This window comes from Geodermatophilus telluris (assembly GCF_900102745.1).
GTDB classification, from domain to species: Bacteria; Actinomycetota; Actinomycetes; order Mycobacteriales; family Geodermatophilaceae; genus Geodermatophilus; species Geodermatophilus telluris.
The window spans coordinates 79,216-102,355 of the sequence record NZ_FMZF01000009.1 but is presented as its reverse complement, the minus strand read 5'-3'; the positions used below and the strand labels follow the sequence as shown (position 1 = coordinate 102,355).

At 75.3% G+C, this 23,140-nt stretch carries 24 protein-coding genes; 15 read left to right on the top strand and 9 right to left on the bottom strand.

Features of this window, described 5'->3' with window-relative positions; translation table 11 throughout:
* Positions 1–40: 40 nt before the first annotated feature.
* Entirely contained in the window at positions 41–877 is an 837-nt protein-coding gene (locus tag BLQ97_RS22610) for a class I SAM-dependent methyltransferase (RefSeq protein WP_091369391.1), read from the top strand.
* Positions 878–973: 96 nt separating this feature from the next.
* Here the strand turns inward: BLQ97_RS22610 and BLQ97_RS22605 are convergent, their stop codons facing one another.
* Entirely contained in the window at positions 974–1,708 is a 735-nt protein-coding gene (locus BLQ97_RS22605) for a serine/threonine-protein kinase (RefSeq protein WP_091369388.1), read from the bottom strand.
* Positions 1,709–1,773: 65 nt separating this feature from the next.
* On the opposite strand from BLQ97_RS22605, the gene BLQ97_RS22600 reads away from it, so the two are divergent.
* The 4 genes from BLQ97_RS22600 to BLQ97_RS22585 all read left to right on the top strand — a co-directional run bounded on the left by BLQ97_RS22600 (position 1,774) and on the right by BLQ97_RS22585 (position 4,190).
* Positions 1,774–2,217: an NfeD family protein gene (locus BLQ97_RS22600; RefSeq protein ID WP_091369386.1), complete on the top strand. Its 444-nt coding sequence runs from the start codon at positions 1,774–1,776 to the stop codon at positions 2,215–2,217.
* A gap of 81 nt (positions 2,218–2,298) precedes the next feature.
* The gene (locus BLQ97_RS24330) at positions 2,299–3,465 is read left to right on the top strand and encodes an SPFH domain-containing protein (RefSeq protein WP_091369384.1); all 1,167 of its coding nucleotides are present in this window, start codon (positions 2,299–2,301) and stop codon (positions 3,463–3,465) included.
* Positions 3,466–3,507: 42 nt separating this feature from the next.
* On the top strand, positions 3,508–3,804 hold the full coding sequence (locus BLQ97_RS22590; RefSeq protein WP_245692666.1) for an ArsR/SmtB family transcription factor: 297 nt from the start codon (positions 3,508–3,510) through the stop codon (positions 3,802–3,804).
* The gene (locus BLQ97_RS22585) at positions 3,801–4,190 is read left to right on the top strand and encodes a VOC family protein (RefSeq protein ID WP_091369380.1); all 390 of its coding nucleotides are present in this window, start codon (positions 3,801–3,803) and stop codon (positions 4,188–4,190) included. Before BLQ97_RS22590 ends, BLQ97_RS22585 begins: the two co-directional genes overlap by 4 nt.
* Positions 4,191–4,250: 60 nt before the next feature.
* Here BLQ97_RS22585 and BLQ97_RS22580 read toward each other — a convergent pair whose 3' ends face one another.
* Together BLQ97_RS22580 and BLQ97_RS22575 are read right to left on the bottom strand one after the other, a co-directional pair.
* Entirely contained in the window at positions 4,251–5,273 is a 1,023-nt protein-coding gene (locus tag BLQ97_RS22580; RefSeq protein ID WP_091369377.1) for an RNA polymerase sigma factor SigF, read from the bottom strand.
* Positions 5,270–5,767, bottom strand: coding sequence for an ATP-binding protein (locus BLQ97_RS22575; protein ID WP_091369376.1), 498 nt, complete (start codon positions 5,765–5,767; stop codon positions 5,270–5,272). The genes BLQ97_RS22580 and BLQ97_RS22575 overlap by 4 nt, the downstream gene beginning before the upstream one ends.
* A 293-nt stretch (positions 5,768–6,060) precedes the next feature.
* Between BLQ97_RS22575 and BLQ97_RS22570 the strand changes: the two genes are divergently transcribed.
* Together BLQ97_RS22570 and BLQ97_RS22565 are read left to right on the top strand one after the other, a co-directional pair.
* Complete coding sequence (locus tag BLQ97_RS22570; protein WP_091369373.1) at positions 6,061–7,920, top strand: SpoIIE family protein phosphatase; 1,860 nt, start codon at positions 6,061–6,063, stop codon at positions 7,918–7,920.
* Between the two features lie 59 nt (positions 7,921–7,979).
* The gene (locus BLQ97_RS22565; protein WP_245692664.1) at positions 7,980–8,990 is read left to right on the top strand and encodes a DNA topoisomerase IB; all 1,011 of its coding nucleotides are present in this window, start codon (positions 7,980–7,982) and stop codon (positions 8,988–8,990) included.
* Between the two features lie 66 nt (positions 8,991–9,056).
* On the opposite strand, the gene BLQ97_RS22560 is transcribed toward BLQ97_RS22565, so the two are convergent.
* Both BLQ97_RS22560 and BLQ97_RS22555 read right to left on the bottom strand, forming a co-directional pair.
* Positions 9,057–9,455, bottom strand: coding sequence for an STAS domain-containing protein (locus BLQ97_RS22560; protein WP_091369369.1), 399 nt, complete (start codon positions 9,453–9,455; stop codon positions 9,057–9,059).
* A 280-nt stretch (positions 9,456–9,735) separates the two neighbouring features.
* Positions 9,736–10,248, bottom strand: coding sequence for a hypothetical protein (locus tag BLQ97_RS22555; RefSeq protein ID WP_175471887.1), 513 nt, complete (start codon positions 10,246–10,248; stop codon positions 9,736–9,738).
* Between the two features lie 169 nt (positions 10,249–10,417).
* Between BLQ97_RS22555 and BLQ97_RS22550 the strand changes: the two genes are divergently transcribed.
* From BLQ97_RS22550 to BLQ97_RS22525, 6 genes are all read left to right on the top strand, one after another.
* Positions 10,418–11,035, top strand: a complete 618-nt coding sequence (locus BLQ97_RS22550; protein WP_091369365.1) for a DUF1360 domain-containing protein — start codon at positions 10,418–10,420, stop codon at positions 11,033–11,035.
* Positions 11,036–11,183: 148 nt separating this feature from the next.
* The gene (gene ku / locus BLQ97_RS22545; RefSeq protein ID WP_091369362.1) at positions 11,184–12,185 is read left to right on the top strand and encodes a non-homologous end joining protein Ku; all 1,002 of its coding nucleotides are present in this window, start codon (positions 11,184–11,186) and stop codon (positions 12,183–12,185) included.
* Positions 12,186–12,188: 3 nt separating this feature from the next.
* Positions 12,189–13,172 (top strand): non-homologous end-joining DNA ligase, encoded by a 984-nt coding sequence (gene ligD, locus BLQ97_RS22540; RefSeq protein WP_245692661.1) that lies wholly within the window; start codon positions 12,189–12,191, stop codon positions 13,170–13,172.
* Positions 13,169–14,089, top strand: coding sequence for a non-homologous end-joining DNA ligase (gene ligD, locus BLQ97_RS22535; protein ID WP_175471886.1), 921 nt, complete (start codon positions 13,169–13,171; stop codon positions 14,087–14,089). The genes ligD (BLQ97_RS22540) and ligD (BLQ97_RS22535) overlap by 4 nt, the downstream gene beginning before the upstream one ends.
* Before the next feature lie 95 nt (positions 14,090–14,184).
* Entirely contained in the window at positions 14,185–15,069 is an 885-nt protein-coding gene (purU, locus tag BLQ97_RS22530) for a formyltetrahydrofolate deformylase (RefSeq protein ID WP_091369359.1), read from the top strand.
* Between the two features lie 117 nt (positions 15,070–15,186).
* Positions 15,187–16,497, top strand: a complete 1,311-nt coding sequence (locus tag BLQ97_RS22525) for an MFS transporter (protein ID WP_091369357.1) — start codon at positions 15,187–15,189, stop codon at positions 16,495–16,497.
* Positions 16,498–16,504: 7 nt separating this feature from the next.
* On the opposite strand, the gene BLQ97_RS22520 is transcribed toward BLQ97_RS22525, so the two are convergent.
* The 4 genes from BLQ97_RS22520 to BLQ97_RS23555 all read right to left on the bottom strand — a co-directional run bounded on the left by BLQ97_RS22520 (position 16,505) and on the right by BLQ97_RS23555 (position 21,127).
* Positions 16,505–17,455: a proteasome assembly chaperone family protein gene (locus tag BLQ97_RS22520; protein ID WP_091369355.1), complete on the bottom strand. Its 951-nt coding sequence runs from the start codon at positions 17,453–17,455 to the stop codon at positions 16,505–16,507.
* A 79-nt stretch (positions 17,456–17,534) separates the two neighbouring features.
* A complete protein-coding gene (locus BLQ97_RS22515) occupies positions 17,535–18,710 on the bottom strand; it encodes an AI-2E family transporter (RefSeq protein ID WP_245692658.1) in 1,176 nt (391 codons plus the stop codon).
* Between the two features lie 555 nt (positions 18,711–19,265).
* Positions 19,266–20,786: a DNRLRE domain-containing protein gene (locus tag BLQ97_RS22510; RefSeq protein ID WP_091369345.1), complete on the bottom strand. Its 1,521-nt coding sequence runs from the start codon at positions 20,784–20,786 to the stop codon at positions 19,266–19,268.
* 2 nt (positions 20,787–20,788) lie between these two features.
* Entirely contained in the window at positions 20,789–21,127 is a 339-nt protein-coding gene (locus BLQ97_RS23555) for a hypothetical protein (protein WP_091369342.1), read from the bottom strand.
* 856 nt (positions 21,128–21,983) lie between these two features.
* On the opposite strand from BLQ97_RS23555, the gene BLQ97_RS22500 reads away from it, so the two are divergent.
* Together BLQ97_RS22500 and BLQ97_RS22495 are read left to right on the top strand one after the other, a co-directional pair.
* Positions 21,984–22,580, top strand: a complete 597-nt coding sequence (locus BLQ97_RS22500; protein WP_091369340.1) for a hypothetical protein — start codon at positions 21,984–21,986, stop codon at positions 22,578–22,580.
* Positions 22,577–23,116, top strand: coding sequence for a hypothetical protein (locus BLQ97_RS22495; RefSeq protein WP_091369337.1), 540 nt, complete (start codon positions 22,577–22,579; stop codon positions 23,114–23,116). Before BLQ97_RS22500 ends, BLQ97_RS22495 begins: the two co-directional genes overlap by 4 nt.
* The last annotated feature ends 24 nt before the right edge of the window (positions 23,117–23,140 follow it).

The window sequence follows — 23,140 nt, the reverse complement described above, 5'->3', positions numbered from 1 at the left end:
TGGACGCTCGGGCTCCCGTACCTGCCGAGGACGGTGAGCCGTGGTCCACGTCCACCCCGCCAACGCCGGGCAGCTCGGCGCCTGGGACGGCGCCCAGGGGGCGTACTGGGCCGCCCAGGCCGACCGCTTCGACCGGTCGGTCGCCCGCTACGACGCCGCCTTCCTCGCCGCGGCCGACCTGCGGCCGGGGGAGCGGGTCCTCGACGTCGGCTGCGGCACCGGCCGCACGACCCGGGAGGCCGCACGCCGCACCGGGTCCGCGCTCGGCGTCGACCTGTCCTCGGCGATGCTCGAGGTCGCCCGGCGGCGCGCCGCCGAGGAGGGGCTGACCGGCGCCCGGTTCGAGCAGGCCGACGCCCAGGTCGCCGCCTTCCCGCCGGCCGGCTTCGACGTGGCGATCAGCCGGACCGGCGCGATGTTCTTCGCCGACCCGGTGGCCGCGCTGGCCAACGTGGGCCGCGCCCTGGTCCCCGGCGGCCGGCTGGTGCTGCTCGTCTGGCAGGCGCTCGAGGCCAACGAGTGGATGACCGAGATCCTGGGGGCGCTGGCCGCCGGGCGCCCGCTGCCGGCCCCGCCACCGGGCGCCCCGGGCCCGTTCTCCCTGGCCGATCCCGCGCGGCTCCGGGAAGTGCTCGCCGCCTCGGGTCACCGTCAGGTGGAGGTCGAGGGTCTGACCGAGCCGGAGTGGTTCGGCAGCGACGTCGACGACGCCCTGGCGTTCGTCCTCGGCCTCGCCGGCTGGCTGCTGGAGGGGCGCGACGACGCGGCCCGGGAGCGCGCGGTGGCCGACCTGCGGCGCCGGCTCGAGGCCCACGCCGGCCCGGACGGCGTCGAGTTCGGCTCCGCGGCCTGGCTGGTCACCGCCCGCCGTCCCTGAGGTGGTCCGCTCCGGGGGCGTTCCTCGTGCTCTGCGGGTCCTGCAGCACCCCTCCCGCGCGAGGAACGCCCCGGGAGCGGGCCGCGGCGGGGGAGGTCAGCGGGGGACGGCGTTGTACGCGGCGACGGTGGCCTCGCGGACGGCGGTGGCCAGCGGGCGCAGCGCGTCGTCGCGGGCCGCGGCCTGCGCGTGGGTGACCGCGGCGCCCGGCGCGTCGGCCGTCGCCAGGTCGAGCACCCGCGCCAGCCGCCGCGCGCGGGCGAGCACCGACAGCGCCAGCGGGTCGGTGTCGTCGGGCAAGCCCGGCGCCTGCGCGCTGCCCAGCCCGGTCAGCAGCGCCGGGACCTCGGGGTTCCAGCGGGCGAGGTCCAGGGCAGCCAGCGTGCGCGCCGCGTCGCCGACGGCGAGGTCCAGCGCTCCCGACACCGCGCGCAGCGAGCCCTCGACCGGCGGCGCCGCGGGCGGGACGCCGTCGAGCGGGAACGCCGTCCACGCGGTCACCTCCGGCCCGAGCTCCTCGGGCACCAGCGCCACGTGCGCGCCGACGGCGGCCTGCCCGGCCTCGGTGGCCAGCGCGGCCAGCCCCGGCGCGCGCGGCAGCCCGCGGACGTCGCCCGGCACCGGCAGCACCAGCCGCACCCGCCGCTCGCCGAGCCCGCGCAGCGCGGTCAGCGCCCACCCGAGCGGGACGGCGTCGGACGTGCCGGGCAGGCCGGTCACCCGGTGCGCGCGGTCGTCGGCGAGGGCGTCGAGGGCGGTGTCGTAGGCGGTGCGGCCGGAGAGCCAGGCGGTCGCCCAGACCGCGAACCGGCCGGCGGGGAGGTCGTGCACCCGGCGAGGTTACGTCGGCGTGCACGGGACCCCGCCGCCGCGGGCGGACCTGGGAGACTGGGGGCATGGCTGCGTGGGTGCTCTGGCTGGTCGCCTCGGGCTTGTTCGTCGCGGGGGAGGTGGCCAGTGGCGACCTGGTGCTGCTGATGCTCGCCGGCGGCGCGCTCGGCGGCGGTGCCGTCGCCCTGGCCGGCGGGGCGGTCGCGCTGCAGATCGTCGCCTTCATCGTCGTGTCCGCGATCCTGCTGGCCGTCGCCCGGCCCGCCGCCCGGGCCCGCCTCGACAGCCGGGTGCCCGGGCACGTCGACGGCGTGCAGGCCCTCGTCGGCCGCACCGCCACGGTGACCCGCGCGGTCGGTCGCTCCAGTGGCCGCATCCAGGTGGGCGCCGACGAGTGGAGCGCCCGCACCCAGTTCGGCGACGAGGTCTTCGACGTCGGCACCACCGTGCGCATCCTCCAGGTGGAGGGCGCGACCGCCGTCGTCGGCGAGGCGCTCGAGCTGCGGTGACCCACGGCGGGGGGACGTGACCCGCCGGCCCGCGCGGGGGAAGATCGTCAGCAGCACCGCCACCCGGCCCAGGAGGTACCCGTGGACGCCGCCCTCATCGCCCTCGTCGTCGTGGCGCTGGTGTTCGTGCTGGTCGTGGTCAAGGCGGTGACGATCGTCCCGCAGGCGCAGGCCAAGGTGGTCGAGCGGCTCGGCCGCTACAGCCGCACGCTCTCGCCGGGCCTGTCGCTGCTGGTGCCCTTCATCGACCGCGTGCGCGCGACGGTGGACCTGCGCGAGCAGGTCGTCTCCTTCCCGCCGCAGCCGGTGATCACCGCCGACAACCTGCAGGTGGGCATCGACACCGTCGTCTACTTCCAGGTCACCGACCCGCGGCTGGCCGTCTACGGCATCGCGAACTACATCACCGGCATGGAGCAGCTGACCACGACGACGCTGCGCAACGTCGTCGGCGGGCTGAACCTCGAGCAGTCGCTGACCGGCCGCGACGGCATCAACAGCCAGCTGCGCGAGGTGCTCGACGGCACCACCGGCCCGTGGGGGCTGCGGGTGGCCCGGGTGGAGATCAAGGCGATCGAGCCGCCGCCGTCGATCCGCGACTCGATGGAGAAGCAGCTGCGCGCCGACCGCGACAAGCGGGCGATCATCCTCACCGCCGAGGGGCAGCGGCAGGCCGCGATCACCTCGGCCGAGGGGCAGAAGGCGGCGGCGATCCTGTCCGCGGAGGGCGAGAAGCAGGCGGCCATCCTCCAGGCGGAGGCCGAGCGGCAGAGCCGGATCCTCCGGGCCGAGGGCGAGCGCGCGGCGCTGTTCCTGCAGGCACAGGGGCAGGCGAAGTCGATCGAGACCGTCTTCCAGGCCATCCACGACGGCAAGCCCGACCAGGGGCTGCTGGCCTACCAGTACCTGCAGACGCTGCCGCAGATCGCGCAGGGCGACGCCAACAAGATGTGGATCGTCCCCAGCGAGTTCAGCCGGGCGCTGGAGGGTCTGGGCCGGCTCGGCGGGGCGGACGGCGAGCGGTCCTTCCTCGACGTGCCGACCCCGGCTGACGGCGAGCGGCCGGCCTCGCGGATCGACACCAGCGGCTGGTTCGAGTCGCAGCTGCCACCGGCCGCCGAGCAGCCCGAGGCCAGGATCGAGCTGCACAGCATCGCCGACGACGGGCCGGCCCTGCCCGTGCCCCCGGCGCTGTCCGAGGTGGCCGAGGTGGCCCAGCAGCACAACGGCCTGCCGCCGCAGTCCTGACCCCCTTGACAGGCAAGTGGCCGCTTGCCTATGAAGGTGCCCGTGGACGCCGACCCGGACCTGTACCGGGCCCTCGGTGACGCGACCCGGCGCACCATCCTCGACGAGCTGACCGAGAGGGACGGTCAGACGCTGTTCGAGATCTGCGGCCGGCTGAGCACCAAGCACGGCCTGGCCTCCACGCGCCAGGCGGTCTCCCAGCACCTCGCGGTGCTGGAGCAGGCCGGCCTGGTGCGCACCCGGCGGCAGGGCCGGTACAAGTTCCACCACCTCGACACCGGCCCGCTGCGGTCGATCCTCGAGCGGTGGCCCGTCGAGCGAGAGGAACCCGGCCCGTGATCCGGATCAACGTCACCAGCGTGTGGGTCGACGACCAGGCCAAGGCCCTGGCCTTCTACACCGAGAAGCTGGGCTTCACGAAGAAGACCGACGTGCCCGCCGGCGGCGCGCGGTGGCTCACCGTGGTCTCCCCGGCCGACCCCGACGGCGTCGAGCTGCTGCTGGAGCCCGACGGGCACCCCGCGGCCCGCCCGCTCAAGGAGGCCCTGGTCGCCGACGGCATCCCGTTCACCCAGTTCGCCGTCGACGACGTGCACGCCGAGGTCGAGCGGCTCAAGGGGCTGGGCGTGGTGTTCACCCAGGACGCGACCGACCTGGGCCCGGTGGTCACCGCCGTCCTGGACGACACCTGCGGCAACCTCATCCAGCTCGCCACCCTGAAGTAGCCGCCCCTCGGTCGCCCGCGCCGAGCGCCAGCGAGGTGTGGGGGGTGAGGGGGTCCTTCCTCAGTCCTTGAGCAGGCCCTCGCGGAGCTTGGCCAGGGTCTGCGACAGCAGCCGCGACACGTGCATCTGCGAGATGCCGATGTCGGCGGCGATCTGCGACTGGGTCATGTTGCCGAAGAACCGCAGGATGAGGATGCGGCGCTCGCGGGCCGGGATGGTGGCCAGCAGCGGCTGCAGCGACTCGCGGTACTCCACGCCCTCGAGCGCGGCGTCCTCCTCGCCGAGGGTGGCCGCCAGGGTGGGGGAGTCGTCCTCGCCGGAGAGCCGCTCGTCCAGCGAGCTGCTGCGGTAGGCGTTGGCCACCGCCAGGCCCTCGAGCACCTCCTCGCGCGGGATGCCCAGGTGCTCGGCGAGCTCCGACGGCGTCGGCGCGCGCCCGTTCTTCTGCGCGAGCTCACCGACGGCGGAGTTCAGCGACAGGTGCAGCTCCTGCAGGCGCCGCGGCACGCGCACCGACCAGCCCTGGTCGCGGAAGTGCCGCTTGATCTCCCCGGTGATGGTGGGGACGGCGAAGGAGAGGAACTCCACCCCGCGGGTCGGGTCGAACCGGTCGATGGCCGCGATGAGGCCCAGCGTGCCCACCTGCAGCAGGTCGTCGAAGGGCTCGCCGCGGTTGCTGAAGCGGCGGGCGAAGTGCCGGACGAGGGGCAGGTGCTCCTCGACCAGGATCTCGCGCAGCCGCTCGCGCCGCGGGTCGTCCTTCTCCAGCGTGGCGAGCTCGGCGAACAGCGGGGCGGTCCGCTCGGCCCGGCGCCGGTTGTCCGACACCGGCGCGGCGTCGGGCTCCCGCGGGGCGTCCGCCCCGCCCTCGGCCTCGGTGTCGTCCGCCTCGGCGTCCTCGGCCTCGGTGTCGTCGGCCTCGGTGTCGTCGGCCTCGGTGTCGTCGGCCTCGCCGTCGTCGGTCGCGGCGGGGCCGGCGACCGGAGCGGCCGTCTCCTCGCGCGGACCCTCCGGGGTCCCGGGTGCGTCGTCGTGCAGGGGGTCCTCCTCGACGGCCCGTCGGCTGGCGGCCGCCGGGCTCACGGGGCGACCGAGCGGTTCCGGCCCGCGCCGCCGACGAGCTCGCCGGGCCGCTGGCCGGGCAGGTACTTGTCCATCGAGATGACGCCGACCGGGTCGCCGCCGCCGTCGCCGGCGGGGACGTCGGCCTGCGTGACCGTCCGCCCCTCGACGTTGTCGGCCAGGGTCTGCAGCACCGCCCAGCCGAAGCCGTCGCGGGGCACCGCGGTGCCCTCCGCCACCGGCACCCAGGCGTCGATGTGCAGGCCGGCGCGGGTGGTCTCGAAGACCACCGTCAGCGGGGAGCTCCCCAGCGCGATCGCCGTCAGCGTCGCGCAGGCCTCGTCCACGGCCAGCCGCAGGTCCTCGACCGAGTCGAGGTCGTAGTCCATGCGGATCGCCAGGTCACCGGCCATCGCGCGCACCGCGGGGAGCTGCGTCGGCGTGGTGGGCACGCGCAGCTCCAGTCGCTCGGCGCGCCGCCCGTCCTGGGCGAGGGCACTCCTCGGGTCCGCCATCCGTCGTCTGCTCCTCAGCTCCGTCGCGCCGGCTGCCCGCAGGGGTCGCGCCCCCACCGGGGGCCGGCTCGGTACCGGCCTCGCCTCTGGGCCCGGGGTCCGGCCTCCAGTCTGCCCCGTCACGCGGCCGCGACCGCGCGTGGGTGCAGGCCTCGCCCGGATCCGCGCCAGCGAGGCGCCATACCCGGGTCCGGCGGGCCGCCAAACACCGCGGCCACCCGACCCGGTGGCCCTCCGGCGGCCCGCCCCTGCGCGGTTGCCGAGGCCACCGCCCTGTTGTCTGCTAGGCCCGGATGAACGCCAGCCAGGGCAGCCTGCCGCCGGGGCCCCGTCCTCCCGAGGACGCGGGCCCGGCAGCTCTCGTCGCCGCCCTGGAGCACGCCCCCTCCGCGCTGTGGTTCCTGTCCGGCCCGGGGCCGCGCACCCTGTGGGCCAACGCGCGCGCCCGCGAGCTGGGCGGCGACCCCGCGGCCCTGCCCGTCGTGGGCGGCCGGCCGGTCGCCGACGTGGTCGCCGCGGTGCTGCGGTCGGGCCGCCCCGAGACGCTCACCGGCGTCCTGGACACCGACGGCCCGTCGGTCACCGTGACGCTCAGCCCGCTGCCGGCCGCGGGCGACCCCGGTGTCGTGCTGGTGGTGGAGGGCGTCGACGACCGCCCGGTCCAGCAGGCTCCGCCCGTCCCGCCGGAGCAGCCCGTCGTCGACCCGGCGCAGCACTCCCTGCTGCCGCCGTCGCTGCCGCTGCTGCCCGACGTGCGGCTGTCGGGCAGCTACCACCCGGCCAGCTCGGTCCGCGCGGCCGGCGGGGACTGGTACGACGCGGTGCCGATCGGCCACGGGCGGCTGGCGCTGGTCATCGGCGACGCCGTCGGCCACGGCGTGCGGGCGGCGTCGGCGATGAGCCGGCTGCGGGGGGCGCTGCGCTCCAGCGCGCTGCGCGACCCGGCGCCCGCCGCGGTGCTCGCCGCGCTCGACGACTTCGCCGCCCAGATGGACGACGTGCAGGGCGCCTCGGTGTTCTACGGCGTGCTCGACGCCGCCACCGGCGCGATCAGCTACGCCGCCGCCGGGCACCCCGCACCGCTGCTGGTGCACGCCGACGGCCGCAGCGACTTCCTGCCGGTCACCGCCCGACCGCCGCTGGGCACCCTGCCGGGTGTCCCGACGCCGGTGGCCCGGGCCGAGCTGGAGCCCGGCGCCACGCTCGTCCTCTACTCCGACGGCGCCGTCGCCGCCCCGGGCCCGCCGCCGTCGCAGGGCCTGGCCCGGCTGACCGAGGTGGCGGGCGCCGCGCTGACCGACCCCGCGGCCCTCGACGGGGAGGCGCTGGCCGGCCTGGCCGGCGTCATCGCCGGCGGGCTGATCACCGGCGGGGCCCAGCCCGACGACATCGCCGTCCTGGTCGCGCACCGCCGGGCGCACTCGGTACAGCCGCTGCAACTGGACCTGGTCGCCGTCCCGTCGTCCCTCCCGGCGGTGCGCCGGCGGCTCGGCGCCTGGCTGACCGCGCTGGGCATGGGCGAGGAGGACCGGGTCGGCGTCATGGTGGCCGTGGGCGAGGCGTGCGCCAACGCCGCCGAGCACGCCTACCGCGACACCGAGCCCGGGCCGGTACAGGTGACCGCGGCGGTCGACGTCGACGGCGTGCTGACCGTGACCGTGCACGACGAGGGCACCTGGCGCCCGCCCGACCGCGACCCCGGCGACCGCGGCCGCGGGTTGCTGATCATGCGGCAGCTGGTCGACGGCATGGTGGTGCGCGGCGAGCACGGCACCACGGTCACCCTGCGGACCCGGTTGCGGCAGTCGCCCGACGAGGAGCCCGAGCACCCCGCGGGTGGCACCGGCGCGACCGTCGTCGTCGACCGGCACGGCGGCAGCCCGGTGGTGCGGGCCTCCGGCGACGTCGACATGGTCAGCGCCGACCAGCTGCGGATCCGGCTGCTCGAGGCCAGCCACGGCGGCACGGTGCGCGTCGAGCTCGACCTCACCCCGGTCACCCTCTTCAGCAGCGCCGCGGTGCGGGTGGTGCTGGCCGTGGCCGCCATCGCCGAGACGGAGGGCTGGCGCCTGGTGGTGCACGCCCCCGACGGCGGCGTGACCCGGCACATCCTCGAGGTCAGCGGGCTGCAGCGGCTGGTCGAGCTGCGCTGAGCGCTCCGGGTGGGTGACCGCACCGTTTGGCGGACCCGTCCGGTGCGCATCCAGGGGGCGTGAGACTGAGGCGCAGCGACGTGCACGGCCGCGGCTGGACGCGGCGCCGGGCCGGCCGCGGGTTCTCCTACCGGGACGAGCAGGGGCAGCTGATCCGCGACGCCGACCGGCTCGACCGGATCCGCTCGATCGCGATCCCGCCGGCGTGGCAGGACGTCTGGATCTGCCCGTGGCCCAACGGCCACATCCAGGCCACCGGTCTGGACGCGGCCGGCCGCCGGCAGTACCGCTACCACGACGCCTGGCGAGCGCGGCGGGACGCCGAGAAGCACGAGCGGGTGCTGGCCATCGCGCAGGAGCTGCCCGACGTGCGCGACCAGGTCGCGGCGGCGCTGCGCACCCGCGGGCTCAACCGCGAGCGGGTGCTGGCCTGCGCGCTGCGCCTGCTGGACCTGGGTACGTTCCGGATCGGCAGCGAGGAGTACGCCGAGGAGAACGGCACCTACGGGCTGGCCACGCTGCGGCGGGAGCACGTGACCGTGCGCGGGGAGCGGACGTACTTCCGCTACACCGCCAAGGGCGGCATCGAGCGGGAGGTGGAGATCACCGACCGGCCGACGGCCACCGTCGTCCGGCACCTGCTGGAGCGGCCGGACGACACCGGCGACGAGCTGCTGGCCTACCAGCTCGAGGACGGCGCCTGGCGCGACGTCACCAGCGACGAGATCAACGCGTACCTCAAGGAGGTCAGCGGCGCGGAGATCACCGCGAAGGACTTCCGCACCTGGAACGCCACCGTGCTGATGGCCGCCGCGCTGGCCGAGCAGCCGCCGCCGCGGAACAAGACGGCGCGGGACAAGACGATCCGGGCGGCCTACGTGCGGGTGTCCGAGCACCTCGGCAACACGCCGGCGGTGTGCAAGGCGAGCTACGTCGACCCACGGGTGGTCGACCGGTACGAGCACGGGGAGACCGTCGCCGACGCGCTGGCCGAGGTGGCCGGGGCCGACGACGACCGGGAGGCGCAGAGGGCGCTCGAGCAGGCAGTGTGTCGCCTGCTGTCCGCCTAGCCAGGGGGCCCGCACCGCCGTGAGGCCCCGCCGGAGCGGGGCCTCACGGTGCGGTCGCGGCCGGGGTCAGCGCGCGCTGCTGTCCACGATGGTGAACAGGTCGATCAGGCCGGTGACCTCCAGCGGGCGGGTGACCGCCCGGGTGGTGGCGACCAGGCGCAGGTCGACCTCGCGGGCGCGGGCCGACTTCTGGGTCTCGACGAGGACGGCCAGCCCGGCGGAGCCCAGGAACTGGACGCCGGACAGGTCGATGACCAGCTCGCGCGGCTGCTGCTCGAGCTGGGTGTCGAGCGAGGAACGCAGCACCGGAGCGGTGAACGTGTCGACCTCGCCGACGACCGTCACCGTGACCGCGCCGTCCTCACCGGTGGAGGTCGAGAGCGTGATCACGTCGTCGAAGGGTGCCTCCGTGCCTTCGGTCGACACGTCGTGCTGCCCTCCGGCGGGCAGGTCGGATGCGGTCACGGACGCAGCTCCTCTCAGTGGACACGCCGAACGACGCGGCCACCGGTCAATCTACCGCCGCGCCCCGGCGGGGCTGTCTGGCCCCCGGCGGCACGGTGGTGGTCGAAGGCGCTCCGGCGGCGGTCGGCCGGCCGTGCGCACGGCTGCCTGCTCAACCGCGTTCCCCAACGTAGACAACCGGATGGCGGTCCGCCAACCGGCCCGGGGGACGCCGGCCGGCCCGGCGGGACGTCCCGGTGACGTCCCGCCGGGCCGGCCGGCGGTGGGGGTGCGCCCCGCGTCAGGGGTCGATCGCGTGGACCGCGGCCTCCTCGGGGCCCTCGCCGCCGGCGCGCCGGTCGGCGGTCGCCTCGACGTCGTCGGCGGTCCGGTTCGTGCCCGAGTCGCTCTCGGGGGTGGTCGAGGTGTCCTGCTCGAGCTGCATCTGCGCCGCCTGGGGGTCCTCGGCCGGCCGGACGCCGGGCTGGACGTCGGGCACCTCGCGGTCGAGCCGGCCGCTGAGCGACTCCCCGTCGGACTGCTCGCGGGCGGTGGTGCCGAAGTCGGTCACCGCGCCGGGGTCCTCGCCCGGCATCGGCGCGAACTCCGGGTCCTCCGCGGACTGCACGGTCGGCGAGTCGTCCTGCGCCACCTCCGGGATGCCCTCGTCCTCGGGGAACACGTCCCGGGCGGTCTGGCCCTCCGGCCGCGGGGTGCCGGCGTCGGCGGCGACGCCGGTCAGGCCGCGCTCGTCGTCGGGGAAGTCGGCGTCGTTCTGCGCGGAGTGCAGCGCGCCGCTGTCGTTCTCGGTCACGGGGTCCCTTCCTGTCGGGCCGCCGGGACCGGGGTCCCGGCGGCGCACTGCCCTCCGCCTACCCGCCGCCCGGCGGGCCATGCGGGGACGTGGACCACGTCCCGCCACCGCGCCGCCGCACGGCCCGCCGGTGGCATGAGGCGGTGCACCACCGGGTAGCGCCCGGCGCATGGCGATTCCAGACGAGGTGCAGCGGATCAGTCGGCCGGTGCGCCGCTGGGCGGAGGAGCAGGGCCGGGGCTACGACGGCGGGCAGGACCGCCCGCTCGGCGGCTTCCTCGGCGCGATGAGCGTGTACAGCGCCGCCGTCGCCGCCGGTGCCGCCGTCGTCCGCGCCTCGGGCCGCGAGCTGCCCACCCGCATCCCGCTCGGCGACGCCGTGCTGCTCACCGTCGGCACCTTCCGGCTGGCCCGGCGGATCGCCAAGGACCCGGTCACCAGCCCGCTGCGCGCACCGTTCGCCCGCTTCCAGGGTGCCTCCGGGGAGGCCGAGCTGGCCGAGCAGGTGCGCGCCGAGCACGGCTGGAAGCACGCCGTCGGCGAGCTGGTCACCTGCCCGTTCTGCCTGGCGCAGTGGGTGGGCACCGCGTTCGTCTTCAGCTACGTCGCCGCGCCGCGGGCCACCCGCCTGGCCGCGCTGACCATGACGATGGTGGCCGGGTCCGACGTCCTGCAGTTCGCCTACGACGCGCTGCAGAGCAGCGTCACCGGCGACGACGAGGAGGACGATGGGTCCGGCGGGGTCGAGGACGCCGACACCGCCGGCCGGCACGCCGAGTCGGCCTGAGCCGCGACCGGCAGCGTCCGGACAGCACAGCCCGCTTCCCCCGGGCGGAGGAGACCGTCGGCCGAGCGCGTGCCGGTGGCCGGGGCCCGCACCTATCCTGCGGGACCGGCCGGCCGGCGGTCGCAGAGCCCGGGGAAGGGGAGTGGACATGCGCTCGATCTGGCGCGGCGCGGTCTCGTTCGGCCTGGTCAGCATCGGGGTGAAGCTCTACTCGGCCACCGAGGACCGAGACGTCCGGTTCCACCAGGTGCACGCCGCCGACGGCGGCCGGGTGAAGTACCGGCGGGTCTGCTCGATCGACGGCGAGGAGGTCGAGTACGGCGACATCGCCAAGGGGTACGAGCTCCCCGACGGCCAGCTGGTCGTCCTCACCGACGACGACCTCGCCGAGATGCCGCTGTCCACGCGGCGGGAGATCGAGGTCCTGCAGTTCGTCGACCAGGGCGACATCGACCCCGTGCAGTACGAGAAGACCTACTACCTGGAGCCCGACGGCCCGGCGACCCGCCCCTACGTGCTGCTGCGCGACGCGCTGGAGAACACCGGCCGGGTCGCCATCACCAAGATCGCGCTGCGGCAGCGGGAGTCGCTGGCGGCGCTGCGGGTCAAGGACGGCGTGCTGGTGCTGCACACGATGCGCTGGCCCGACGAGATCCGCCGTCCCGACTTCGGCTTCCTCGACGAGGACGTGTCGGTGCGCCCGCAGGAGCTGCAGATGGCCGAGGCGCTCATCGGCTCGATGACCGGCGAGTTCGACCCGGGCGAGTTCACCGACGACTACCGCGAGGCGATGACGGCGCTGCTGGAGGCCAAGGCCAGCGGCGGTGAGGTGCAGCCGGTGCCCGAGACCGCCGACCCCGGCGCCGCCGTCGTCGACCTGATGAGCGCGCTGCGGCGCAGCGTCGAGCGGGCCCGCGGTGGCGCCGCCGACGACGGTGCCGACGACGGTGCCGACGACGGGGCGCCCGCGACGAGGGCGACCGCCGCGAGGGCGCCTGCCGCGAAGGCGCCTGCCAAGAAGCCCGCGAAGAAGGCGGCGCGGACCGCGGACGAGGAGCCGGCCCGCCCCCGGGCGCGCAAGGTCACCGCCGCGAAGAAGGCACCGGCCGAGAAGCCGCCGGCCAAGCGCACCTCGCGGCGCAGCGCCTGACCCGTGCCCCTGCCCGACCCGCCGCCGGTGCCGGCGCCGATGCTCGCCGTCGCCGGGGAGCTGCCGCCGCGCGGGCAGGACGCCGCCTGGGGCTACGAGTTCAAGTGGGACGGCGTCCGGGCGCTGGCCGCCGTCCGGGACGGCCGGCTGGGGCTGTGGGCCCGGAGCGGCACCGACCTCACCGCCCGTTATCCCGAACTGGGTCGGATACCGGACACGCTGGACCGGGCCGACGTGGTCCTCGACGGCGAGGTGGTGGCGCTCGACCGGCTCGGGCGGCCGGACTTCGGCCTGCTGCAGAACCGGATGCACCGCACCGGCGGGACGGAGGTCGCCCGGCTGGCCGCGGCCGCGCCGGTGACCTACCTGGTGTTCGACCTGCTGACCGAGGGCGGGGAGAGCCTGCTCGACCGGCCCTACGCCGAGCGGCGGGACCGGCTCGACGCCCTCGGCGCGGCGGGGCAGCGGTGGGCGACCACGCCGTGGTTCCGCGGCGGCGGCACCGGCGTGCACGCGGCCAGCCGGGACAACGGCCTGGAGGGCGTGGTCGCCAAGCGGCTGGACTCGCCCTACCGGCCCGGCGTGCGCGCGCCGGAGTGGGTCAAGGTCAAGCACCTGCGGATGCAGAGCGTCGTCGTCGGCGGGTGGCGGCCGGGCCGGGGGCGGCGCGCCGGGGGAGTGGGCTCGCTGCTGGTCGGCGTGCACGACGACGAGGGCCGGCTGGTGTACGCCGGGCACGTGGGCACCGGGTTCACCGACGCGGCGCTGCGCGAGCTCGGCGGGCTGCTCAGCCCCCGCCGCACGCCGCCGTTCGCCGGCGCGCTCCCGCGCGAGGTGGCCCGGGACGCGCGGTGGGCCGAGCCCGCGCTCGTCGGCGAGGTGGCCTTCGCGGCCTGGACCGCCGACGGCCGGCTGCGGCACCCCGCGTGGCGGGGGCTGCGCGAGGACCTCGACGTGGACGACGTCGTGGTGGAGTGGAGCCCGTGAGCCGGCAGCGGGTGCGCGTGGAGGGCCGGCAGCTGTCGGTCTCGAACCTGGAGAAGGTGCTCTTCCCCGAGGTCTCGTTCACCAAGGCCCAGGTGATCGACTACTACGTGCGGATCGCACCGGTGCTGCTGCCGCACCTGTCGGGCCGCCCGGTGACCTTCACCCGGTGGCCCGACGGCGTCGAGGGCCCGGCGTTCTTCGAGAAGAACAGCGCCCGGCACGCGCCGGACTGGGTGCGCACGGTGACCGTGCCCAGCCCCGGCAGCACGCGCGACCGCGAGGTGCTGGAGATGGTGGTCCTGGAGACCGTCGCCGACCTCGCCTGGGCGGCGAACCTGGCCGCTCTGGAGCTGCACGTGCCGCAGTGGCAGGTGGGCAGCAAGCGGCAGCCGGCGCTGCCCGACCTGCTGGTGCTCGACCTCGACCCCGGCCCGGACGCCGGTATCCGGGAGTGCTGCGAGGTCGCCGAGCGGCTGCGGGTGCGGCTGGTCGACGACGGCCTGGACCCGGTGGTGAAGACGTCGGGGTCGAAGGGCGTGCAGGTGTACGCGCCGATCCGGGTGACCGACCGCGAGCACCCCTCTCGCTACGCGAAGGCGCTGGCCCAGGAGCTCTCGGCGCAGACCCCCGACCTCATCGTCTGGCGGATGGAGAAGGTGCTGCGCCCGGGCAAGGTGCTCATCGACTGGAGCCAGAACAACCCGGCCAAGACCACAGTGGCGCCCTACTCGCTGCGCGCCCGGCCCGACGCGACGGTGTCGGCGCCGATCGGCTGGGACGAGGTGGACGCCGTCCGGGACGGCGCCGACCCCGGCGAGCTGCGCTTCCACACCGAGGAGGTGCTGGCCCGGGTGGAGGAGTACGGCGACCTGTTCGACGTCGCCGACCGCACCCGCGCCCGCCTGCCCGCGGTGTGAGGAGAGGACCCCGTCCTACCCACCCCGCGCACGCTCGGGGCGGGACCCGGGACGGGGCCGCAACGGCATGCCGCGGACCTGCCACCATCCCCTGCGTGTCCGCCGCACCGCTCGCCCACGACCCGGCCTCCACCGACGTGGGACGGCTCGTGGTCCGCTGTCCCGACCGCCCGGGCATCGTCGCGGTGCTCTCCCGCCTGCTGGCCGACGTCGGGGCGAACATCACCGAGTCGCAGCAGCACTCCTCCGACCCGGTGGGCGGCACGTTCACCCTGCGGCTGGAGTTCGTGCTGCCGGGACTGTCCGCGCGGCGGCGGCAGCTGGAGGGGGCCCTGGAGCTGCTCGCCGCGCAGTGGCAGCTCACCTGGCGGCTGTCGGAGGCCGCCGCCCGGCCGCGGCTGGCCGTGTTCGTGTCGAGGACCGACCACGTGCTGCAGGAGCTGCTCTACCGGGTGCGCGCCGGTGACCTGCGCGCCGACATCGCCGTCGTCGTCTCCAACCACCCCGACCTCGAGCCGGTGGCGCGGGCGGCCGGCGTGCCCTTCCACCACGTGCCGGTGACGCCGGAGACCAAGGCGCAGGCCGAGGCCCGCGCGCTGGAGCTGGTCGGGGACGTCGACCTCGTGGTGCTGGCCCGCTACATGCAGATCGTCTCGGCCGACTTCTGCGGCCGCTTCCCGGAGCGGCTGATCAACATCCACCACAGCTTCCTGCCGGCCTTCGTCGGCGCGAACCCCTACCGGGCGGCGCACGACCGCGGCGTCAAGCTGATCGGGGCGACGGCGCACTACGTGACCCCCGACCTCGACGCCGGGCCGATCATCGAGCAGGAGGTGGCCCGGGTCGACCACCGCGCCACCGTCGAGGACATGCGCCGGGTGGGCCGCTACGTCGAGCGCCAGGTGCTGGCCCAGGCCGTGACCTGGCACGTCGAGGACCGGGTCGTCGTCGAGGGCGACCGCACCATCGTCTTCGCCTGACGCCCTCCCGGCCGCGCGGGCGCGCGGGCTTCCGGTGAGCGGGAGCCGATTGGGACGGGCGGCGGCGCGCTCCTACGGTCGGACCCGCCCGCCGACGCCCTCGCCGTGGAGGACCCGATGAGCTCGAGCCCCACCCGCGCCCAGACGCCGGGGACCGCCGTCGCCCGCGCCGCCGGCTGGGTCGCCCCGCTGTGCTGGGTCGCCGTGCTGCTCGACGGCTTCGACCTGGTCGTCGTCGGCACCGTGGTGCCCACGCTCCTGCAGCCGGAGGAGTTCGCCCTCACCGGGACCGGGGCGACGGCGGTGATCACCATCGGCCTGGTCGGCATGATGATCGGCGCGCTGACCATCGGCACGCTCACCGACGTCGTCGGCCGGCGCAGGGCGCTGATCGGTGCGGTGGTGTCCTTCTCGCTGTTCACGCTGCTGTGCGCGTTCGCGCCCAACGCGGTGGTCTTCGGGGTCCTGCGCTTCCTCGCCGGCGTCGGGCTCGGCGGCTGCCTGCCGACCGCGATCGCGATGGTCAACGAGTTCAGCCGGTCCGGGCGCAGTGGCCGGGCGACCACGACGATCATGACCGGCTACCACGTCGGCGCCGTCGCGACCGCGGCCCTGGCCATCGCCGTGATCCCGTCCCTGGGCTGGCGGTGGATGTTCGTGATCGGTGCCGCGCCCGCCCTCGTGCTCGTCCCGCTCATGCTGGCCAAGCTGCCGGAGTCGGCGTCCTACCTGCTGGCCGCGGGCCGCCGTGCGGAGGCCGAGGAGGTGGCGCGCCGGCACGGGCTGTCCCTGGAGGCCGAGACCGGCCCGGCCACACCGACGGCCACCCGGACGGGCGCGGCAGCGACGGTCCGGTCGCTGTTCACCGGCGGCTACACGCGCAACACCGTGGCCATCGGCGTGACCTCGTTCATGGGCCTGCTGCTCGTCTACGGCCTCAACAACTGGCTGCCGACGATCATGCGCGAGGCCGGCTACGACCTCGGCAACTCCCTCGCGTTCCTGCTGGTCCTCAACGTGGGCGCGATCGTCGGCCTGCTGGTGGCCGGGACGGTCGCCGACCGCATCGGTGCCCGCGTCGCCGGGATGACCTGGTTCGTCTCCGGCGCGGTGTTCCTCGCCCTGCTGTCGGTGCGGCTGCCCACCGCCGGCCTCTACCTGATGTGCTTCCTCACCGGCTGCTTCGTCTTCTCGGCGCAGGTCCTGGTCTACGCCTTCACCAGCGCCAACCACCCGCCGGCCGTGCGCGCCACCGCACTCGGCTGGTCCGCCGGGGCCGGTCGCGTCGGCGCCATCGTCGGGCCGGTCGTCACCGGCGCGCTGGTGACGGCGGGCGCCGCCTTCCCGTGGGGCTTCTACCTGTTCGCCGTCGTCGGAGCGCTCGGCGCGCTCGCCCTCGGCGTCACGCGGTCGCTGCGGAGGGCCTGAGCCCCGGTCACTCGCCGCGGCGGCGGTCCTGCTCGGCGAGGAAGCGCTCGAACTCCGCGCCGAGCTCCTCGCCGCTGGGCACCTCGCCCGCGTCGCTGAGCAGGTCCGAGCCCTCGCGGGCGGCGGTGAACTGGTCGTACTGCTGCTCGAGGGCGGCGACCACCGCGGTGTTGTCCGACGAACGGCCGATCTGCTCGTCGATCTCGGTGCGGTTCGCCTGGGCGGCCTCGCGCAGCGTCTCGGTGGGCAGCAGCAGGCCGGTGAGCCGGCCCAGGTGCTCGAGCAGCCCGAGCGAGGCGGCCGGCCAGGTGGCCTGGACCAGGTAGTGCGGCACGTGCGCGGCCACGCCCAGCGCGTCGACGCCGGCCTCGCCCAGCCGCAGCTCCAGCAGGGCGGCGGCGCTGCCGGGGATGCGCATCTCGCCCCAGTAGACCGGGTAGCCGTCGATGAGCTGGCGGCGCGTGGCGTGCGCGGTGACGGTGACCGGCCGGGTGTGCGGCACCGGCATGGGGATGGCCTGCAGCGCCACCGCGCTGGTGACGCCCAGCCGCTCGACCAGGTGGACGACGGCCGCGGCGAAGCCCTCCCACCGGTAGTCCGGTTCCGGGCCGGTGAGCAGCAGGAACGGCTCGCCGGAGTCGTCCTCGACGGCCGAGAGCACGATGTCCGGCGCGTCGAAGGACTCGTAGCGGTCGCCGGAGAAGGTCATCCGCGGCCGGCGGGCGCGGTAGTCGACCAGCGCGTCGGCGTCGAAGCGGGCGACGGTGCGGTGCGGCAGCGAGGCGAGCAGGTGCGCCGCGGCCAGCGCGGCGGAGGAGGCGGAGTCGAAGTCGCCGGAGAGGGCGTGCACCAGCACCAGGCCGCGGCGCTCACCTGGCTCCGTCACGGCCGCCTCGGCGGCGAGGAACGGCTCGGCCTCGGGGAGCAGCTCGACGAGCTCCTCCGGTCGATGCGCCACGGGGGCACCTCCTGCTCGTCACGTCGCCGTGTCCGGCGTCTCTCCCCTCAGCGGCGCCGGGGACCCCGGCATTCCCGGCTCAGCCGGCCGGGGGAGCCGCCGCTGCCGGTCCCCGGGTGAGCACCGCGCCGTCGTCGTCACCGGCGACCCGGGCGTGCGTGCCGTCGCCGGCCACCTCCGGGTGCCGGCCGTCGAGGACGTCGCGGGTGTACCGGTAGACGACGGCGATCAGCGCGGCGACCGGGACGCCGAGGAACGCCCCGATGATCCCGGCCAGGCTGCTGCCGGCGGTGACGGCGAGGATGACCACCGCGGCGTGCAGGTTGAACCCGCGGCCCTGGATGATCGGCTGCAGCACGTTGCCCTCGATCTGCTGCACCAGCAGCACGATGCCGAAGACGATGAGCGCCACGGTGAAGCCCTCGTCGACCAGCGCGATGAGCACCGCGAAGGCGCCGGCGACGAAGGCACCGATGATCGGGATGAACGCGCCGAAGAAGGTCAGCACGGCCAGCGGGATCACCAGCGGCACGTCGAGGATCCACAGCCCCAGGCCGATGAAGAAGGCGTCGACGAAGCCGACCAGGGCCTGCTGCTTGATGAACTCCGACAGCGTCGACCAGGTCTTCTGCGACAGCGCGGCGACGTGCGGCGCGGCCCGCGGCCCGGTCTGCGCGGCGAGCCAGGGCACCCAGCGCGGGCCGTCCTTGATGAAGAAGAACGCCAGCACCAGCGCGAGGACCAGGTTGATCAGCCCGTTGCCGAGGGCCGAGGCCCCGGTGGCGGCGTAGCCGGCGATGTTGGAGGCGTTGGACTGCACCGAGTCGATGGCCTGGTCGACGTACTGGCCGATCTGCTCCTCGTCGATGTCGAACGGCGGGCCCTGCAGCCACTGCTGGACCTGCTCGAGGCCGTCGGCCGCCTGGTCGGCCAGCTCGGTGACCTGGTCGGCCACCTGCGGCGCGATGATCGCGATCACCCCGCCGATGAGGGCGAGGAAGGCCAGCAGCACGACCGCCGCGGCCAGCGCCGGCGGCCAGCCGTGCCGGCGCAGGAAGCGGGTGGGCGGCCACAGCACCGTGGCGAAGAGCAGCCCGAGGATGATCGGCAGCAGGACCACCCACAGCCTGCCGAGCACCCAGCCGACCACCACCAGCGCGGCGGCGATGAGCAGCAGCTGCGCCGAGCCGATGGCCAGGGCGCGGGTGGCGGCGCGGGCCCGCTCGCCGCGCCGCCAGCCCGGTGCCGGCGCCACCGTCGCCGTGTGGTCCCCGGTCCGCGGGTCGTCGCTGCCGCCCTCGCCGGTGAGGGCCGGGGTGGGCTGCTCGTGGGGACCGGCACCCTCCCGCCCGGCACCTCCCCGATCGACCGCGCGGGAGCCGGCGCCGTCCCCCGCGGACGATCTGCCGGCCCGCGCGGCGGGGACATCGTCCCGGCGTCCGGGCAGGCGGAACCTCATGGCCCCCATCGCACCACGGATCCACAGGGCGCACCGGACGGGCCCTGGGTGCGACGGTGACCTCACGGACCTGCCCACACCGTCTGACCCGGACGAACGGCCGCTTGCGCAGCCTCGCGAGGCGCTCGAGGTGCGTCTTGCGACGCGCCTGTTGCGCACCACGGCGCTCTTCCTGACCCCGGATGAGCCGACAGCGCCCCTCCCCACGGATGAGGAGAGGGGCGCTGTGGTTGTGGAGCGGGTGCCGAGTTGGCTGCCCGGCCGGCTGACCCGGGTCAGTTCAGTCGGTGTTGCCGGTAGTGGGCGACACGGGTACTTCCGGCGAGTCGCAGCCCCCGTCGAGTGGAACGGTCAGGGCTGGTAACCGGGCTGCACGAACTCCATGTCCCCCCAGGTGACGCAGGAGGCAAGGGCGTCCTGCGTCAGGCCGGGGTAGGTGGAACCCTGCTCGGCCTTGATCGCCGACCCGGAACCGGAGTTGTCGCCGATGACAGCCCCGTACCGCTGCAGGGTGCGGGCGATGACCAGACCGGGGCCAGTGCACGCATCCGTGGGCACCCACGACTCCTTGACGCGGATGCGGATGCCCTCAGCGCCGTATCCGGTCTTGTCCGCCTCGTGGCCGACCATCGGGTGCACGTGCCCGGCGGTGGTGTTCGTCTCCAGCCAGAACATCTCGAGGACGTGGCCGAGGGTGCCGTCGTTGCCGCCCTGCTGGGCGTAGGCGAGCAGGTCGTCCCGGATGACCTCGGATCCGAGGATGTTGCCGCGGGAGCCGTTGTTCGCGGGCCCGTTGGACAGCGGGTTGCGTCGGTCGAGGCCGTTGCTGGTGGCGTCCATGGCCAGGGCCTGCGCGACGAGCACGGTGCCGGGTTCCGTGCCCTTCATGGCGCGAAAGCCCCACACGGTGAACCCGCCGGGCATCGCGGTGGAGCCGCAGGTGTCGATGACGGTGAACGGGCTGTCGCTGGTGCCGGTGAACCGGTCGACGAAGCTGGCCGGGGCATGGAAGCCCTGGGTGCCGAGCCAGCCGTTGCCTTGCCCGAAGCCGTACAGGTGTTCCCCATCGGTGCGGATCTTGACGCGCCACACGGGGTCGTCGCAGTCGCTGAGTACGTAGGGCTGTCCCCACGGGTTGCCCTGGACACCGCGGATGCGCGGGTAGTCGTAGGGGTCGTGCTGCTGCGCGTAAGCGATACCGGTGGCCGAGTTGGCGGCGATCGGCACGCCGCTGGTGGGCAGCGCCTCGCGGAAGAACGAGTCCTCGGTGTAGGGGATGAAGGGCGCGCCCGGCCGCTGCGACTCCGGAGTCACGAGGGTGCTGCCGTAGTCGACGGTGAGCTTCGGGCGGGACACCGCCGACGTGTTCTCGCGGGTAGCGATGAGGTTGTCGTTGCCGGCGGCGGCGCGCGTGACGGCCACCGACACGGGCCCGTTACTGGTGACCGGAACGGTGAACGTGGCGTACCCGTTGGCGCCGATGGTGGCGGTGTCGAGGACCGCGCCGAGGACGGGGCGGGAGGCGTAGCTGCTGGTCTCGTTCCACTGGCCGCTGACGGCGCGGAGCTCGACGAGGGTGGTGGGCTGGCTGCCAACCCCGCGCAAGGTCAGCGTCGCCGACGTGACCGGCGCCCCGGTGGGGATGCCGGTGACGTCGAAACGGAACAGGCCGATCTTGGGTTGATCGTCGACACGGGCGCTGCCCGCCGCGCCACCGGCGGTGGAGGTGGGCTGAGCGGCGTTGAGGAACGTGTCGGCGGCGGCGCCGACCGTGAGGGAGTCAATGGCCGCGGCGGGCGGCGCGAGCAGCAGCCCGGCGGCGACCACCGCCGCTGCGGCAGCCGAGATCACAGGCGTGCGGGAGCCGGCCACGGTCAGTGGGTGACGGTGATCGTCGAGGCGTGCTGCACGGTGCCGGCCGAGCCGGCAGTCTCCGCCGCACCGAGGGGGCTGCCGCAGGCCGGCGTGCCATCGCTGTCCGCGGAGAAGACGCCCCCGTGTTCGACGGTGGTGCTGCCGGGGAGGGCGGCGGACACCTGCGACTCGGCACGGGACCCGTTGAACGCCGCCGCCCAGGTGGTGTCGGAGTAGCCGGTGGCGACCACCTCGTCCGCGTCGGGGCTGCTGGGGTCGGCGATGTGGAGGCTGGTGCGGGTGTTGACGGCGGCGATCCCGTCGACAGCGGCGTCGAGGCCAGCGGTGGTAAGCGGCACGGTGCTCTCTTTGTGGTTGACGGTCAGGCTTGCTGTGCTCGCGCCATCGTAGCGTTGCGTAGTCGACGAATTGCACTGAGTGTCTGTGTAGCCAGGTCGTGAGGCGGGTCGCCAGGACGACGCCGTCCGGTTCCGTGTCCTAGGAGGTGGCGCCACCGGCCGCGTCCCACGTCGGGTCGATCGACGCGATCGAGGCCCGTTCGGCGTGGACGAGGCGGCGGTGGCAGTGAGCCCGGTGGGGTGCCGAGGATCACTGTCGTGGTGTCCGTCTCGGTCGACGTGACGCGCTCCGTGTCGTCCGGGCCACGATCGGCGAGAGTCACGCACCCTGGCTGCCGTCGTCGGCGCCTTCGACCCGCCCGTACCGCTGCGCCACCGTCGTGGACGGCGACGCCGGATCGGGACTGACGGTCCAGCCGGTGCCCGTCCACGACGCGTTGTCGTCGAACGGCGCCGCGTGGAGTGCTCCTCGTGGTGTAGCCGGAGCAGCCGTTGCCACCGGCGGGCGCGGCGCCGAGCCACGGAACGTCCTGCAGGATGACGATGACCGTCTCGTCGGTGGCGGCGTCCTTCCACCACCGCGCTGCACCGTGTCGAGCGTCGGCTCGACGAGTTGTCGGGTGGGGACTGCCCCGGTTCGATCGACATCTCGCCTCGAGGCGTCGGTCTCGCGGGGGACCAGCGCGCGGCTCAAGCCGTTCCTGGGGAGCTCCCGTCGTGGCGTCCTCGCGGTGGCCCGCGAGGGCGAGGCGGCCCGGTGGCCACCGGCGGTTTCCCGCCGGAGCTCGCCGCCGGCTGACGCGCCGGGCAAGGCCAGGAGCTTGCCCGGCGGCCGCCCCGGGACGACGCTGCGCACGTGCTCGCGCTCGCCGCCGTCCCCCGGGCGCCGGGTGGACCCCCGCGGCCGCCGCCCGCGGGGCTGGCCACCGCTCCGGCGGGGGAGGGGTGGACGGCGCTGCTCGGTGACGCGGCCCGCGCGGTCGACGCCGTCCTCGCGCTGGCGCGGCAGGGCGGGTGGCGGATCGGCGTCGGTGCGGTGCCGGACCCGGCCGGCGACGCCGACGTGCTGCTCGCCGCGCGCCGGGCCCTGGCCGCGGGCGCGCGCCGCCCGGCCCGGCTCGCCGTCCGCGGGCCCGACCCGGCCGCCGCCGCCGACGCGCAGGCGGTGCTCACCGCGCTGGCCGTGCTGCTCGCCCGGCGCACCGCACCGGCCTGGGCCGCCGTGGACCTCGTCGCGGCCGGGCGCACCCGCGCCGCCGCGGCCGCCGAGCTGGGCGTGTCCCGGCAGGCGGTGGCCCAGCGGCTGGCCGCGGGGCTGTGGGACCTGGAGCAGGAGCTGCGGCCCACCGCCGTCCGGCTGCTGGCCCGCGCGGCCGGCGACCGGGCCGGCGCGCGCGGTGATCACCGCACCCCGGAGAATGGGACGACGCCGTCCTCCGGAGGTCCCCCATGAGCGCACCCGCCCACCCCCAGCGGAACGCCGAGCTGCTCGGCGTCTACGTCAACGACCACCTGGCGGCGGCCACCGGTGGCATCGAGCTGGTCTGCCGGATGCTCCGCGTGCACGCCGGCTCCCGCTGGGAGGCCCCGCTGCAGCAGCTGCTCGCCGAGCTGCGCGACGAGAAGGCCTCTCTACTGGCGGTCTCCGCGGCGCTGGGCATCCCGGTGCGCCAGTACAAGCAGCTGGGCGTGTGGGTGGCCGAGAAGGTCACCCGGGCCAAGCTCAACGGGCGGCTGCTGTCGCGGTCCCCGCTGTCGGACCTCGTCGAGTTCGAGTTCCTCGCCTCGGCGGTGCGCGGCAAGCGCAGCGGGTTCGAGACGCTGCGCATCCTCGCCGAGGTCGACGAGCGCATCGACCGGGCGGAGTTCGACCGGCTCATCGACCAGGCGCACCGGCAGTACGAGTGGCTCACCGACGCCCGCCGCGACGTCGCCGCGGCGACCTTCGGCGGCCGGCCCGCGGCGGCCGAGCGCACCGGCGGCCACTGAGCGGCCGGGCGCGGCGGCTGGTAG

Coding starts and splice junctions, on each gene's coding strand:
- BLQ97_RS22600 (WP_091369386.1), top strand. CDS start 1,774: ATGGCTGCGTGGGTGCTCTGGCTGGTCGCCTCGGGCTTGTTCGTCGCG.
- BLQ97_RS22575 (WP_091369376.1), bottom strand. CDS start 5,767: ATGGCGGACCCGAGGAGTGCCCTCGCCCAGGACGGGCGGCGCGCCGAG.
- BLQ97_RS22570 (WP_091369373.1), top strand. CDS start 6,061: ATGAACGCCAGCCAGGGCAGCCTGCCGCCGGGGCCCCGTCCTCCCGAG.
- BLQ97_RS22550 (WP_091369365.1), top strand. CDS start 10,418: ATGGCGATTCCAGACGAGGTGCAGCGGATCAGTCGGCCGGTGCGCCGC.
- ku (WP_091369362.1), top strand. CDS start 11,184: ATGCGCTCGATCTGGCGCGGCGCGGTCTCGTTCGGCCTGGTCAGCATC.
- BLQ97_RS22525 (WP_091369357.1), top strand. CDS start 15,187: ATGAGCTCGAGCCCCACCCGCGCCCAGACGCCGGGGACCGCCGTCGCC.
- BLQ97_RS22495 (WP_091369337.1), top strand. CDS start 22,577: ATGAGCGCACCCGCCCACCCCCAGCGGAACGCCGAGCTGCTCGGCGTC.